Genomic DNA, 11980 nt, shown 5'->3' on the forward strand with positions numbered 1-11980 from the left:
AACGATCAACACACAGCCGAACCCCCGCCCGGTCACTGTGGGTCTTGGGAGAGGCAGTCGCTCGCGCCACGGCAGTCGAGGCTCGGGCGGTCTGCGATGTGCGGGCTCCCGGTCACGGCACCCTCACCCGGCGCCCTACTGGCCGTGTTCTTCCGCGGTCTCGACCTGCTCGACCCCGGTGTGGTCGCCGTGACGGGCTGGCGGCCCGACGGAAACGACACCAGTTCGGTGCCGGAGTACGCCGGGGTGGCGCGTAGGGCCTGAGTTACCGTCTTTACAGGTCGTCCGCAGCGAAGCCGGTCGTGAATCCGGCGCTGTCCCGCAACTGTGATGCCCCTGAACGAACCCGTTCGAAGGGGACGAGCCAGGTCGCCTGCGGCGGTCGCGAACCAGCGTCCTCGAGGAAGGGCGCCTCGCGGGCGGATCTCCGTCGGCGATGCATCCTCCTCAGCCGACAGGAGGTCCCGATGAGGCTCGTCGCCGCGGCGGCTCTGGCCGTCACCCTCGTACTCACCGGATGCGCGTCCACCGACGACGACAAGGCTGCCCCGGCGCCGGCGGAGACCTACTCGGCGGCCGGGATCACGCTCGACGAGCGGCCCGTGAAGATCGTGTCGTTGTCGCCGACGGGCACCGAGATGCTGTTCGCGATCGGCGCGGGCAAGCAGGTCACCGCTGTCGACGACCAGTCGACGTACCCGGCCGACGCGCCGAAGAGCGACCTGTCGGGCTTCCAGCCGAACGCCGAGGCGATCGCCGCCAAGCAGCCCGACCTGGTGATCATCTCCAACGACATCAACAAGATCAAGGACCAGCTGACCGCGCTGAAGATCCCGGTGTACCTGGGCGCCGCCGCGGCCACGCTCGACGACACGTACAAGCAGCTCGAGGAGCTGGGAGCGCTCACCGGCCACAGGAACGAGGCCGGCGACCTGGTCAAGCGCATGAAGGGCGACATCACCAAGCTGGTCGCCGACGCGCCCAAGCGCGCCGACAAGCCGACCTACTACTACGAGCTCGACCCGACCTTCTACACGGTGACCAGCAAGACCTACGCCGGGTCGCTGTTCGGGATGTTCGGGCTGGTCAACATCGCCGACGCGGCCGACGCCGACGGGGCGAAGGGCGGCTACCCGCAGCTCGCCGTCGAGGCGATCATCGCGGCGAACCCCGACTTCGTCTTCCTGGCCGACACGAAGTGCTGCCAGCAGTCGCTCGACACGGTCAAGGCGCGTCCGGGCTGGGCGAACGTCACCGCGGTGAAGGCCGGCACGGTGGTCGCGCTCGACGACGACATCGCGTCGCGGTGGGGGCCGCGGGTCGTCGACCTGGTGCGGGTCATCGCCGGCGCGGTGGCCAAAGCACCGGCGTGACGGCGGGCACGACCACGACGAAGCGCGCCTCCTTCCCGCTCAAGGCGGCGATCGGCGGGCTCGTCGCCGTGGCGGTGGCGCTGGTCGTGGGCGTGGCGTTCGGCGCGGCGACGCTGCCGCCCGGCTCGGTGGCGATCGAGCTGCTGAACCTGCTGCCCGGCGTGAACCTCGACAGCGGCCTCTCCGAACGGGAGGTCGCGATCATCACCGAGCTGCGGCTGCCCCGGGTGGTGCTGGCGATGCTGGTCGGCGGCATGCTCGGGATCGCCGGCGGCGCCTACCAGGGTGTGTTCCGCAACCCGCTGGCCGACCCGCACCTGCTCGGGGTCGCGGCCGGGGCGGGGCTCGCGGTCACGGCCCTGGTCGCGCTGCGCGACACCGGTACCGGGCTGAGCGGGTTGCCGGCGGGCACGCCGGTGGCCGCGTTCGTCGGCGCGGTCGGCGCGGTCGCGCTCACGTACCTGCTCGGCGGTGCCGGCGGCCGCGACCGGTCGCCGGCGACGCTGATCCTCGCCGGGGTCGCGGTGTCGGCGTTCCTCTCCGCCGCGCAGACGTACATCCTGCAACGCAACATCGACAACGTGCGGGAGGTGTACTCCTGGCTGCTCGGCCGGCTGGCCACCGCCGGCTGGCACGACGTGCTGATGCTGCTGCCGTACGCGGTCATCAGCGCCGCGGTGATCCTGCTGCACCGGCGCGAGCTCGACGTGCTCGCGGTCGGCGACGAGGAGGCCGCCGCCCTGGGTCTGCATCCGCAGCGGTCGCGGTACATCCTGCTGGGTGCTGCGTCGCTGGGTACGGCGGCGGCGGTGGCGGTGTCAGGGCTGATCGGGTTCGTCGGTGTGATCGTCCCGCACACCGTGCGGCTGCTCGTCGGCTACAGCTACCGGGCGATCCTGCCGCTGTCGATGCTGTACGGGGCGGCGTTCCTGGTGCTCACCGACCTGCTCGGCCGCACGCTCGGCAATCCGGCCGAGATCCCGATCGGGGTCATCACGGCGTTCTTCGGCGCGCCGTTCTTCGCGCTCGTGCTGCGCTCGACGAGCAGGATCTCAACATGATCCGCGTCGAGGGCCTCGGCGTCACGCTCGGCGGCAGCGAGATCCTCACCGGCGTCGACCTCACGGTCTCCGCCGGAGAGTGGGTCACGGTGATCGGTCCCAATGGCGCCGGCAAGTCCACCCTGTTGCGCGCCGTCGGCGGCCGCCTGGCCCATCGCGGCTCGATCTCTCTCAATGGGACGCACGTGAGCGCGCTCTCCCGCCGGGAGCTGGCCCGGACGGTCGCGGTCGTCGCGCAGACCCCGGTGGTGCCGCCGGGGATGACGGTGATCGACTACGTGCTGCTCGGGCGTACCCCGCACATCTCGCCGCTGGGCCGCGAGTCGGCGCGCGACCTGGCCGTCGTCGACGGCGTGCTCGACCGGCTCGACCTCGCGCCGTTCGTGGGGCGGCTGCTGGCCACCCTGTCGGGCGGCGAGCGGCAGCGGGTGTTCCTGGCCCGCGCGCTGGCCCAGGAGGCGCCGGTGCTGCTGCTCGACGAGCCGACCAGCGCCCTGGACATCGGTCACCAGCAGGACGTCCTCGACCTGGTCGACGACCTGCGCCGCGACCGCGACCTCACGGTGCTGGCGACGATGCACGACCTGTCGGTGGCCGGCGAGTACGCCGACCGCCTGGTGCTCGTGGCCGGCGGCCGGGTGGTCGCCACCGGTCCACCGGCCGAGGTGCTCACCGAGGAGCTGCTGACCACCCAGTACCGGGCGCGGGTGAAGGTGTTGAAGGGCGCGCACGGCCCGATCGTGGTGCCGGTCAGGTCATGACGTCCGGACGTCGTGCAGGTGGTGGATCGGGTCGTGGACGAAGTAGCGGGCGAACGTCTCGACCGTGAAGTGGGCGCCGTCGCTGCGGTTGCCGGTGCGCTGCCACGCGTCGTCGGGTACCGCCTCGAACGCGTCGGCCAGCGCCTCGCCGGCCGCGACCAGCTCCGCCGACACGGTTCCCGGCTCCTGCTCGCCGTACCGTTCGGCGACGGCGGTCTCGTCCTGGTCCCAGTTCGGGAACAGCGGGTCGTCCTCGGTGAGGATCAGGCCGAGGCGATAGGTGTAGATCCGGAACACGTCGCGCACGTGGCAGGCGTACTCCAGCGGCGACCAGGCGTCGGGGCGGCGCCGGTCGCGCACGGCCGGGTCGGCGAGCACGGCCGGCCACTCGGCCACGTTGAACCGGAGCAGCGCCGGCACGTCGCGCCCGGTGATGGTGCGGCTGTCGAATCCGCACTCCGGGCACGGCTGGTTGAGCACCCAGGTCCAGTCCTTGGTGTCTGGAGTGATCGTCATCCCGTCAGCGTATTCCGGCCAGCACCGCCGCCAGTGCCCCGAGGCCGAGCAGCGTGATCGACGTCGCGGCGAAGAACGGGAGCCGTCCACCCGGCGGCCGCTGCCGGTCGTCGTGCAGGGCGGCGTGCGCCTGCCGGTACCGGCGGCTCGTCAGCCGGAGGATCGTCACGCTCAGCGCGAGAGCCGGCGCGAGCGCCACCACCGTCGCGACGGGCCACTGCCGGAAGCCAAGCCGGGCGGCGACGAGGATCACACCGAAGAGGGCCAGCGCGGTGCGCTGCCAGGCCAACGCGGTCCGCTCGTTCTGCACACCGGCGTCCCATTGGTCGGTCACCCCAACGCTCCCCACAGCACCACGACGCACAGCACGATCCCGACGGCCGCGAGCGCGTAGGCGAGCGTGAGCGCGAGCCCGCTGCCCGGCAGCGGCTGGCGGTCGCGCAGGGCGCGTTCGTTGCGCGCCCAGCGCACGAACGCACCCACCGAGCACACGACGCCGAGCGCGAGCAGCAGCACGGCGACGGCCTTGCGCACCCATCCGGTGAGCGGGTCGAGGAACACCTCGACGCTCACGCCGGCCGCGATCAGCGCGAGCGCCGTGCGCAGCCAGGCCAGCGTGGTGCGCTCGTTGGCGAAGCTGAACCGGGGGTCGGGCTCGGCGCCCACCCCGTAGACCGAACGTGGCCAGCGCTGATCCTTATCCGGGTCCACCGTGCGAGCCTATGCTCACCGGGTGGACCTGAGGCGCGCCGCGGAGATCGATTTCGGACCGCTCGTCGACCGGGAGTTCCATCCCTCGCCGGCGGCGTGGGAGGACGAGGTCCTCTACTTCCTGATGCTCGACCGGTTCTCCGACGGTGACGAGGGGACACCACCGTTGCGGCGGGAGGACCACGGGAACGCCGTGACCACCGAGGAGGACGCGGCCCGCTGGCGGGAGGCCGGCGCCCGCTGGTGCGGCGGCACGCTGAAGGGGCTGCGCTCGAGGCTCGGGTACCTCCACCGGCTCGGCGTCACCGCCGTCTGGGTCAGCCCGGTCCTGAAGCAGACGCCGTTCGAGGAGACCTACCACGGCTACGCCACGCAGAACTTCCTCGACGTCGACCCGCACTTCGGCACGAAGGAGGACCTGCGCGACCTGGTCGCGGCGGCGCACGCCCTCGGGATCCGCGTGATCCTCGACGTGGTGCTCAACCACGCCGGTGACGTGTTCGCCTACCGCGACGACGTCACCGACGCCACCTGGTTCGGCCACCCGTACCCGGTGGCGGGATTCCGCGACGCGTCCGGTGAGCCGAGCCTGCCCTTCGGGCCGGTGTCCGATGTGGACGGTGCTGCTCTGGATGGGGCCGTCTGGCCGGCCGAGCTCCAGGAGCCCGGCGTGTTCACGTGCGGCGGCCGCATCGTCGACTGGGACCGGTACCCCGAGTACGTCGAAGGCGACTTCTACGGGCTGAAGGACCTCCACCTGGGAACCGGGGAAACCGACCGCTACACGCCGTCCCGCGCTCTGCAGACCCTCGCCCGGGTCTACCGCTACTGGATCGCCTACGCCGACCTCGACGGACTCCGCGTCGACACCGTGAAGCACATGGACCGCGGCGCCGCCCGCTACTTCGCCTCGGTGATCCACGAGTTCGCCCAGTCGATCGGCAAGGAGAACTTCTACCTGATCGCCGAGATCACCGGCGACCGCCGCTTCGCGTTCGAGACCCTCGAACAGGTCGGCATGGACGCCGCGCTGGGCCTCGCCGAGATCCAGGACGAGCTGGAGTGGCTGGTGAAGGGACGCCGCGACCCGCGCGGCTACTTCGACCTGTTCCGCGACTCGTTCGCCCTCGGCAAGGACTCGCACACCTGGCTGCGCAACCGGGTCGTCACCGGCTACGACGACCACGACCAGGTACGCAAGGGTGACTGGAAGGCGCGCTTCGCCGTCGACGACCTCGGCCACCGGATGGCGCTGGCCGCCATCGCGCTGAACGTGTGCACGCTCGGGATCCCCTGCCTGTACTACGGGTCGGAGCAGCGCCTCGACGGCTCCGGCGGCAACGACCGCTACATCCGCGAAGCGATGTTCGGCGGCGCGTTCGGCCCGTTCCGCAGCCGCGGCGGCCACGTCTTCGACGAGGCCGACCCGGTCTACCGGGAGGTGGCGCGCATCCTCGCCGTGCGCCGGGCCGTTCCGGCGCTGCGGCGCGGTCGCCAGTACCTGCGCCAGATCTCGGGTGACGGCGTGGGCTTCGGCTACCCGGGTACGCGGTCGATCGTCCCCTGGTCGCGGATCTTCGTGGACGACGAGGTGCTGGCCGCGATCAACACCGACCCGCTGCTGCCGCACACCGCGTGGGTGACCGTCGACGCGGCGTTGCACGAGGTCGGCGACAAGCTGGTGTGCCGGTACTCGACCGACCCGTCGCAGGGTGGCCGCGAGGTGACGGTCGAGGCCCGCAACGGCCGGGCGGTGCTGCTCACGGTGCCGGCGGCCGGGTTCGTCATCTACGTGCGTAGGTGAGCACGACGACGCCGCTCTCCAGCGGTGTCGCCGACACCAGCGCGAAGCGGGTGGGGTTGAAGTTGCTCCGTACCAACGGGATCCCCTCGCCGGCGATCACCGGGCTGAGCTTGATGACCAGCTCGTCGACCTCCGCGAGCAGCTGACCGGCGAGATCGCCGCCGCCGCAGAGCCAGATGTCGAGGCCGTCCTCCTGTTTCAGCTTCCGGACGAACTCGACCGGGTCGCCGCTCTGCGCGCCCTCCAGGGTGCGGCTGAACACGTACTCCCGCAGGTGGGCGTACGGGTTCCTGATGCCCAGGCTCAGCGCCGGGTCGAGCGTGCCCCGGCCCATCACCAGCGTGTCGAACGCGCGGTTCGGCGTGTCCGTGGGGATGCCGAGTGGTTCACGGACGTGGGTCGGCAGCGTCTCCGGGTACCGGGTGCGGATGAACTCCTGCAGGTCGGGCTCGAACGGGTAGAAGTCGATCGAGCCGTCGGGCCCGGCGATGAAGCCGTCGATCGTCGATGCCACGTAGTAGACGAGCTTTCGCATGCTCGCACCTCCCTAACCACTATGTCTGTCGTGGTTAAAGTACAACAGCTGTCGTGGTTGGTGCTAGTCTCCATTTCGTGGTCAGCAACCCCCAGCGCCGTGACCTGCTCGCCGACGCGGGCCTGCGGGTCCTCGCCCAGGCCGGCGCCCGCGGCCTCACCCACCGCGCGGTCGACCGGGAGGCGGGCGTGCCGGCCGGCACGGCGTCGAACTACTTCCGCTCCCGCGACGCGCTGCTGAGCGGACTGGCGGAGCGGATCTTCGCGCGCATCGCGCCCGACGATCCCCCGACGGACGCCAGCATGGCGGACTACCTGCACGACATCGTGCGCCGCACCACCGGCGAACCCGACCTGATGCGCGCGCTGTTCGAACTACGCCTCGAAGGCGCCCGCCGCCCGGAACTGGGTCGCCGGCTCGGGGCCACGCTGCACCGCGGCTACGAAGGCGACGTCGCCTTCCACGCCACCACCGGGCTGCCCGGCGGCGCGTTCGAGATCGCGCTGCTCCACTACGCCCTCGACGGGCTGCTGCTCGACCTGCTGAGCACGTCGATCGGCGCCGGCACCCGGACGGAGGACGTCGTGGAGGCTTTCGCGCAACGGTTGTGCCCCGAGGAGCTCAGCGCGCCACCCGCGCCGAACCACCCTTCATGAGTTTCTCGACCTCCGCCAGTGACGCCATCGACGTGTCACCCGGTGTCGTCATCGCCAGGGCTCCGTGCGCCGCGCCGTACTCCACCGCCGCCCGCAGGTCGCGGCCCGTCAGCAGGCCGTAGATCAGACCGGACGCGAAGGAGTCGCCGCCGCCCACGCGGTCGAGGATCTCCAGGCCCTCGCGGTGGGTGGCCTCGGCGAAGCCCTCGGCGCGCGACCACGCGACGGCGCCCCAGTCGTTCACCGTGGCGCTGCGCACCGTGCGCAGCGTCGTGGCGACCACCTGGAAGGTGTCGTACTCCTTGACGACCTCGGTGATCATGCGCCGGAAGTTGCCGGCGTCCAACGTGGACAGTGACTCGTCGGTGTCGGGAACCTCGAAGCCGAGCGCGGCGGTGAAGTCCTCCTCGTTGCCGATCATCACGTCGACGTGGCGGGCGAGCGCCCGGTTCACCTCGCGGGCACGCTCGGGGCCGCCGACCGCTTTCCACAGGCTCGGCCGGTAGTTCAGGTCGTACGACACGATCGTCCCGTGCCGGCGCGCCGCGGCCATCGCGGCCTCCGCCGTGCGCGCGCTGGTCTCGCTCAGCGCGGCGTAGATGCCACCGGTGTGGAGCCAGCGGACCCCGTGCGCGCCGAACAGCTCGTCCCAGTCGACATCGTCGGGACCGAGTTGGCTGGCGGCCGTGTGCCCCCGGTCGGACGTGCCGACCGCGCCCCGCACGCCGAACCCGCGTTCGGTGAAGTTGATGCCGTTGCGCACCGCGCGGCCGATGCCGTCGTACGGCACCCACGTCACGTAGGTGGTGTCGACACCGCCCTGCAGCACCAGGTCCTCGAGCAGCCTGCCGACCTCGTTGTCCGCGAACGCGGTCACCACGGCGGTCTTCAGGCCGAAGCACCGGCGCAGCCCGCGCGCGACGTTGTACTCGCCGCCGCCCTCCCAGGCGCGGAACGTGCGCGCGGTGCGCACGCGGCCCTCGCCCGGGTCGAGCCGCAGCATGATCTCGCCCAGCGACACCAGGTCGTAGCGGCAGTTCTCGCGCAGCTTCATCGGCCCGCCCTTTCCACGGCTGCTGTCGTGCGCCGGGTGACCTCGGCCCAGTCGCGGTTCTTCAACAGGTCGGCGGCGACCATCCAGGTGCCGCCGACCGCGAGCACGCTCGGCAGGGCGAGGTACCGATCGAGGTTGTCGGTGGTGACCCCGCCGGTCGGGATGAACGTCACCTGCCGGAACGGGGCGGCGAGCGCCTTCACCATTGCCGCACCGCCCAACTGCTCGGCCGGGAAGAACTTCACGGTGGTCAGGCCCGCGTCGAGGGCCATCTGGATCTCGGTGGCGGTGGCGGCGCCCGGGTACACCGGAACGCCGAGCTCCCGGCTCCGCGCGACGACGGCCGCGCTGAAGCCGGGGCTGACGATGAACTTCGCGCCGGCGTCGACGGCCCGGTCGACCTGCTCGGGGGTGAGCACGGTGCCGGCGCCCACCACGAGGTCGCCGCGGGCGGCCATCGCCGTGATGGCGTCGGCCGCGGCGGCGGTGCGGAACGTGATCTCCGCGCAGGGCAGGCCGCCGGCGACCAGGGCCTCGGCGAGCGGGTCGGCGGTGGCAGCGTCGTCGATGACGACGACCGGTAGGAGGCGGTTCTTGGCAATTGTCTGTTCAGTATCGTGAACGACGGTCACGTACGTGTACGCTACCGGACATGGACGACGGCTTCCAGCCCGTGAAGTCAGCGGATCGCACGCTCGACGTGCTGGAGGCGCTCGCCGGCACCCCCGGCGACCGGTCACTCGGGGAGCTGACGCGCGCGCTCGGCATCCCGAAGAGCAGCCTGCACGGCATCCTGCGCACGATGGTGCGGCGCGGATGGGTCGAGGCCGACGAGGCCGGCACCCGCTTCCGGCTCGGGCTGCGCGCCGTGCAGATCGGCGCGTCCTATGTGGACGGTGACGACGCGGTGGCCCGGTACGCCCGCCTGCTCGACGGTCTGGCGGCGGCGTTCGGAGAGACCGTCCACCTGGGACGGTTGTCGGGCCCCGACGTGACGTACCTGGCCAAGCGGGAGTCGGTCCACCCGTTGCGCCTCTACAGCGCGATCGGCCGCATGCTGCCGGCGCACGCCACGGCGCTCGGCAAGGCGCTGCTCGCCCAGCGCGGCGACGCGACCGTCGAGGACCTCCTCCACTGGCCACTGGCGTCGCTCACCCCGAACACGATCACCGACCGCGGGAAGCTGTTCGGCGAACTCGCCACCATCCGCGCGCTGCGCTGGGCGGCCGACCGGGAGGAGAACACGGTGGGGATCTCCTGCTTCGCGGTCGCCCTGGGGCCGCACGACGCGATCAGCGTGTCGATACCGACCGCCCGGCTCGACACGGGCATGGAGGCCCGGTTGATCTCCGCACTTCTGGACGTATCCGGCGCTGCTTGAACGGACCTCGGCCCGATCGCCGAACGTTGTACGGATCTTGGTGGCCGTGGCCGTACCCTGTGCGTGAATGGCTCCATGGAGCATGAAGAGGTGCGGATGGTCCGGGGGCCGCGCAGCGGCCTGCCGGTGATCGTCGCGGTGCACTCGACAACCCTCGGCCAGGCCGTCGGCGGGCTGCGCATGTGGCACTACCCCGACTGGCGCGACGCGCAGGCCGACGCCTTGCGGCTGGCCCGCGGCATGACGTACAAGACCGCGGCGGCGGGCGTCCCCAAGGGCGGCGGGAAGACGGTGGTGGCGCTTCCGTCCACCGTCGCGGCGTCTCGCCGGCGCGACGCTCTGCTCGACGCCGGCGACGTGATCGAGTCGTTCGGCGGCCGGTACGCCACCGGTCCCGACGTCGGCACGAGCGAAGCCGACATGGACGTAATCGCGTCGCGTACCCGGCACGTGTTCTGCCGGCCGCTGCCGTCGGGCGGCAGCGGCGACTCGTCGCCGGCCACGGCCGCCGGGGTGGTGGCCGCGCTGCGCGCGCTGGGTCCGCTGGCGGGGCGGCGGTTCGCGGTCGTGGGGCTCGGCCGGGTGGGCGGCGCGGTCGCGTCAACGCTGGCCGCTTCCGGCGCCACGCTGGTGGTGAGCGACGTCGACCCGGCCAGGCGGGGGCTGGCCGATTCCCTCGGCGCCGCGTGGGTTTCGCCGGAAGAGGCGTTGACCGCCGAGGTCGACGTGGTGGTGCCGGCCGCGCTGGGCGGGGTCCTCACGGCGGAGGTGGTGCCACGGCTGCGGTGCGGCGCGATCGCGGGTCCGGCCAACAACCAGCTCCAGGACGAGTCGGTGGCCGACCTGCTGCACGCCCGCGGCATCGTGTGGGTGCCGGACTACGTGGTGAGCATGGGTGGCGTCATCAACGCGATGGCCGTCGAGATCGACGGTGTCTCCGCGGCGGAGGCGGCGCGGCGGGTCGACGGCATCGGCACCACGGTCGGCGACCTGCTGGAGGTGGCCGACCGCGACGGCGTCACGCCGGCCCGCGCGGCGATGGACCGCGCCCGGACCCGGTTGGAGAACGGGTTGGTCCACAGTGGACGCGACTGACCGCGCGATCGTCGACCAGCTCCAACGCGACGCGCGCCAGTCCAACCGCGACCTGGCGGCGAAGCTGAACATCGCGCCGTCGACGTGTCTGGAGCGGGTGCGGGCCCTGCGCGCCCGCGGCGTCATCACCGGCTACCACGCGGCGGTGGACCTGCGTGCCCTGAACCGGAACCTGCAGGCGCTGATCGCGGTGCAGGTGCGGCCCCTGAGCCGCGACGTCATCACCGACTTCAAGCGGTACATGAGCGAGCAGCCGGAGGTGCTGTCGGTGTTCGTCCTCGCCGGCGGCGACGACTTCATCGTCCACGTGGCGGTCGCCGACATCCAACGCCTGCACGACTTCCTGATGGACCGCTTCACGATCCGCCGCGAGATCGTCGGCTTCCGCACCTCGATCGTCTACCAGCACGTCGACTCGACGGTGGTGACGCCGCTAGTCCCATGAGGCGGCGGGCACGCCACCGACGCAGCGGACCCGGACCCGGGACTCGCCGTTGCCCTTGCCGCTGCTGCTGCCCCGGTCGAACCGGACCTCGGCGTACTCTCCCGGCCCGACCCGGTACTCCTCGACGCTGTAGCCCTGCGCCGGCGACCAGGTGACCAGCACCGCACCACCGGGAAGGCAGCCGGCCCGCACGGTGCCGCCAGGTCCCCCGAACACCTGCACATTGACCGGCCCCCCGGCGGTCGGGGGTGGGGTGGACGGGTCGGACGCCGGCGTGGACGGGGATGGCACGGACGCCGGCGGCGCCGACGCGGTTGGCACCGGTTCCGCCGCCGCGAGCTCGCGGGCCGCCTGCTCGGCGGTGAGGATGTCGCCACCGGTACCGCCGGTGATGCCGTTGCCGATCACCTGCACGCCGGCGAGGCCGATGAGGGTCGCGGCCCCGGCGGCCGCGACCCATCCGGCGACGGCGAACAGAAGGCGCATGCCCCGATGATGCCCGCCCGGATGGTTAACGCGGGCACCGTCGGACCCTAACGAACCGTTAACCCACCTGTTCCGGCCCGCCGGGCGGCTACCGTGCGTCGT

General features: G+C 71.9%; 16 protein-coding genes. 9 read left to right on the forward strand and 7 right to left on the reverse strand.

Annotated features, from left to right (window positions below):
- Nucleotides 1-96: 96 nt before the first annotated feature.
- From Voc01_RS52735 to Voc01_RS01910, 4 genes are all read left to right on the forward strand, one after another.
- Nucleotides 97-264 (forward strand): SAM-dependent methyltransferase, encoded by a 168-nt coding sequence (locus Voc01_RS52735; RefSeq protein WP_239159870.1) that lies wholly within the window; start codon nucleotides 97-99, stop codon nucleotides 262-264.
- 203 nt (nucleotides 265-467) lie between these two features.
- On the forward strand, nucleotides 468-1373 hold the full coding sequence (locus Voc01_RS01900) for an ABC transporter substrate-binding protein (protein ID WP_203925469.1): 906 nt from the start codon (nucleotides 468-470) through the stop codon (nucleotides 1371-1373).
- Complete coding sequence (locus Voc01_RS01905) at nucleotides 1370-2434, forward strand: FecCD family ABC transporter permease (RefSeq protein WP_203925470.1); 1065 nt, start codon at nucleotides 1370-1372, stop codon at nucleotides 2432-2434. Before Voc01_RS01900 ends, Voc01_RS01905 begins: the two co-directional genes overlap by 4 nt.
- Entirely contained in the window at nucleotides 2431-3195 is a 765-nt protein-coding gene (locus Voc01_RS01910; protein ID WP_203925471.1) for an ABC transporter ATP-binding protein, read from the forward strand. Before Voc01_RS01905 ends, Voc01_RS01910 begins: the two co-directional genes overlap by 4 nt.
- Here Voc01_RS01910 and Voc01_RS01915 read toward each other — a convergent pair.
- Genes Voc01_RS01915 through Voc01_RS01925 form a run of 3 tightly spaced genes read right to left on the reverse strand, consistent with a single transcriptional unit; the run spans nucleotide 3190 to nucleotide 4422 of the window.
- A complete protein-coding gene (locus Voc01_RS01915) occupies nucleotides 3190-3711 on the reverse strand; it encodes a DinB family protein (protein ID WP_203925472.1) in 522 nt (173 codons plus the stop codon). The two genes, Voc01_RS01910 and Voc01_RS01915, sit on opposite strands and share 6 nt — an antisense overlap.
- A 4-nt stretch (nucleotides 3712-3715) precedes the next feature.
- A complete protein-coding gene (locus Voc01_RS01920; RefSeq protein WP_203925473.1) occupies nucleotides 3716-4045 on the reverse strand; it encodes a DUF202 domain-containing protein in 330 nt (109 codons plus the stop codon).
- Nucleotides 4042-4422 carry a YidH family protein gene (locus Voc01_RS01925; protein ID WP_203925474.1) on the reverse strand — a complete coding sequence of 127 codons (381 nt, stop codon included), beginning with the start codon at nucleotides 4420-4422 and terminating at the stop codon, nucleotides 4042-4044. Before Voc01_RS01925 ends, Voc01_RS01920 begins: the two co-directional genes overlap by 4 nt.
- A gap of 22 nt (nucleotides 4423-4444) precedes the next feature.
- Here Voc01_RS01925 and Voc01_RS01930 point away from each other — a divergent pair, with 22 nt between their 5' ends.
- The gene (locus Voc01_RS01930; RefSeq protein ID WP_203925475.1) at nucleotides 4445-6226 is read left to right on the forward strand and encodes an alpha-amylase family glycosyl hydrolase; all 1782 of its coding nucleotides are present in this window, start codon (nucleotides 4445-4447) and stop codon (nucleotides 6224-6226) included.
- Here Voc01_RS01930 and Voc01_RS01935 read toward each other — a convergent pair.
- Nucleotides 6207-6761 carry a dihydrofolate reductase family protein gene (locus Voc01_RS01935; protein WP_203925476.1) on the reverse strand — a complete coding sequence of 185 codons (555 nt, stop codon included), beginning with the start codon at nucleotides 6759-6761 and terminating at the stop codon, nucleotides 6207-6209. The two genes, Voc01_RS01930 and Voc01_RS01935, sit on opposite strands and share 20 nt — an antisense overlap.
- 77 nt (nucleotides 6762-6838) lie before the next feature.
- Here Voc01_RS01935 and Voc01_RS01940 point away from each other — a divergent pair, with 77 nt between their 5' ends.
- Nucleotides 6839-7417 (forward strand): TetR/AcrR family transcriptional regulator, encoded by a 579-nt coding sequence (locus Voc01_RS01940; RefSeq protein WP_203925477.1) that lies wholly within the window; start codon nucleotides 6839-6841, stop codon nucleotides 7415-7417.
- Here the strand turns inward: Voc01_RS01940 and Voc01_RS01945 are convergent.
- Both Voc01_RS01945 and eda read right to left on the reverse strand, forming a co-directional pair.
- Nucleotides 7383-8471, reverse strand: coding sequence for a sugar kinase (locus tag Voc01_RS01945; RefSeq protein ID WP_203925478.1), 1089 nt, complete (start codon nucleotides 8469-8471; stop codon nucleotides 7383-7385). The two genes, Voc01_RS01940 and Voc01_RS01945, sit on opposite strands and share 35 nt — an antisense overlap.
- Nucleotides 8468-9103: a bifunctional 4-hydroxy-2-oxoglutarate aldolase/2-dehydro-3-deoxy-phosphogluconate aldolase gene (eda, locus tag Voc01_RS01950; RefSeq protein ID WP_203925479.1), complete on the reverse strand. Its 636-nt coding sequence runs from the start codon at nucleotides 9101-9103 to the stop codon at nucleotides 8468-8470. The genes Voc01_RS01945 and eda overlap by 4 nt, the downstream gene beginning before the upstream one ends.
- A gap of 20 nt (nucleotides 9104-9123) precedes the next feature.
- Between eda and Voc01_RS01955 the strand changes: the two genes are divergently transcribed.
- The 3 genes from Voc01_RS01955 to Voc01_RS01965 all read left to right on the forward strand — a co-directional run bounded on the left by Voc01_RS01955 (nucleotide 9124) and on the right by Voc01_RS01965 (nucleotide 11392).
- Nucleotides 9124-9852 (forward strand): IclR family transcriptional regulator, encoded by a 729-nt coding sequence (locus Voc01_RS01955; protein WP_203925480.1) that lies wholly within the window; start codon nucleotides 9124-9126, stop codon nucleotides 9850-9852.
- A gap of 75 nt (nucleotides 9853-9927) precedes the next feature.
- Complete coding sequence (locus Voc01_RS01960; RefSeq protein ID WP_203925481.1) at nucleotides 9928-10947, forward strand: Glu/Leu/Phe/Val dehydrogenase dimerization domain-containing protein; 1020 nt, start codon at nucleotides 9928-9930, stop codon at nucleotides 10945-10947.
- A complete protein-coding gene (locus Voc01_RS01965; protein WP_203925482.1) occupies nucleotides 10934-11392 on the forward strand; it encodes an Lrp/AsnC family transcriptional regulator in 459 nt (152 codons plus the stop codon). Before Voc01_RS01960 ends, Voc01_RS01965 begins: the two co-directional genes overlap by 14 nt.
- Here the strand turns inward: Voc01_RS01965 and Voc01_RS01970 are convergent.
- The gene (locus Voc01_RS01970) at nucleotides 11381-11878 is read right to left on the reverse strand and encodes a septum formation initiator (protein ID WP_203925483.1); all 498 of its coding nucleotides are present in this window, start codon (nucleotides 11876-11878) and stop codon (nucleotides 11381-11383) included. The genes Voc01_RS01965 and Voc01_RS01970 overlap by 12 nt on opposite strands.
- Nucleotides 11879-11980: the final 102 nt, after the last annotated feature.

It is taken from the genome of Virgisporangium ochraceum, assembly GCF_016863655.1.
In the GTDB taxonomy this organism is placed as follows: Bacteria; Actinomycetota; Actinomycetes; order Mycobacteriales; family Micromonosporaceae; genus Virgisporangium; species Virgisporangium ochraceum.

Excerpts from the sequence above, each read along its gene's own strand:
- Voc01_RS52735 (WP_239159870.1), top strand. The coding sequence starts at position 97 with ATGTGCGGGCTCCCGGTCACGGCACCCTCACCCGGCGCCCTACTGGCC.
- Voc01_RS01900 (WP_203925469.1), top strand. The coding sequence starts at position 468 with ATGAGGCTCGTCGCCGCGGCGGCTCTGGCCGTCACCCTCGTACTCACC.
- Voc01_RS01910 (WP_203925471.1), top strand. The coding sequence starts at position 2,431 with ATGATCCGCGTCGAGGGCCTCGGCGTCACGCTCGGCGGCAGCGAGATC.
- Voc01_RS01915 (WP_203925472.1), bottom strand. The coding sequence starts at position 3,711 with ATGACGATCACTCCAGACACCAAGGACTGGACCTGGGTGCTCAACCAG.
- Voc01_RS01935 (WP_203925476.1), bottom strand. The coding sequence starts at position 6,761 with ATGCGAAAGCTCGTCTACTACGTGGCATCGACGATCGACGGCTTCATC.
- Voc01_RS01945 (WP_203925478.1), bottom strand. The coding sequence starts at position 8,471 with ATGAAGCTGCGCGAGAACTGCCGCTACGACCTGGTGTCGCTGGGCGAG.
- Voc01_RS01955 (WP_203925480.1), top strand. The coding sequence starts at position 9,124 with ATGGACGACGGCTTCCAGCCCGTGAAGTCAGCGGATCGCACGCTCGAC.
- Voc01_RS01960 (WP_203925481.1), top strand. The coding sequence starts at position 9,928 with ATGGAGCATGAAGAGGTGCGGATGGTCCGGGGGCCGCGCAGCGGCCTG.
- Voc01_RS01970 (WP_203925483.1), bottom strand. The coding sequence starts at position 11,878 with ATGCGCCTTCTGTTCGCCGTCGCCGGATGGGTCGCGGCCGCCGGGGCC.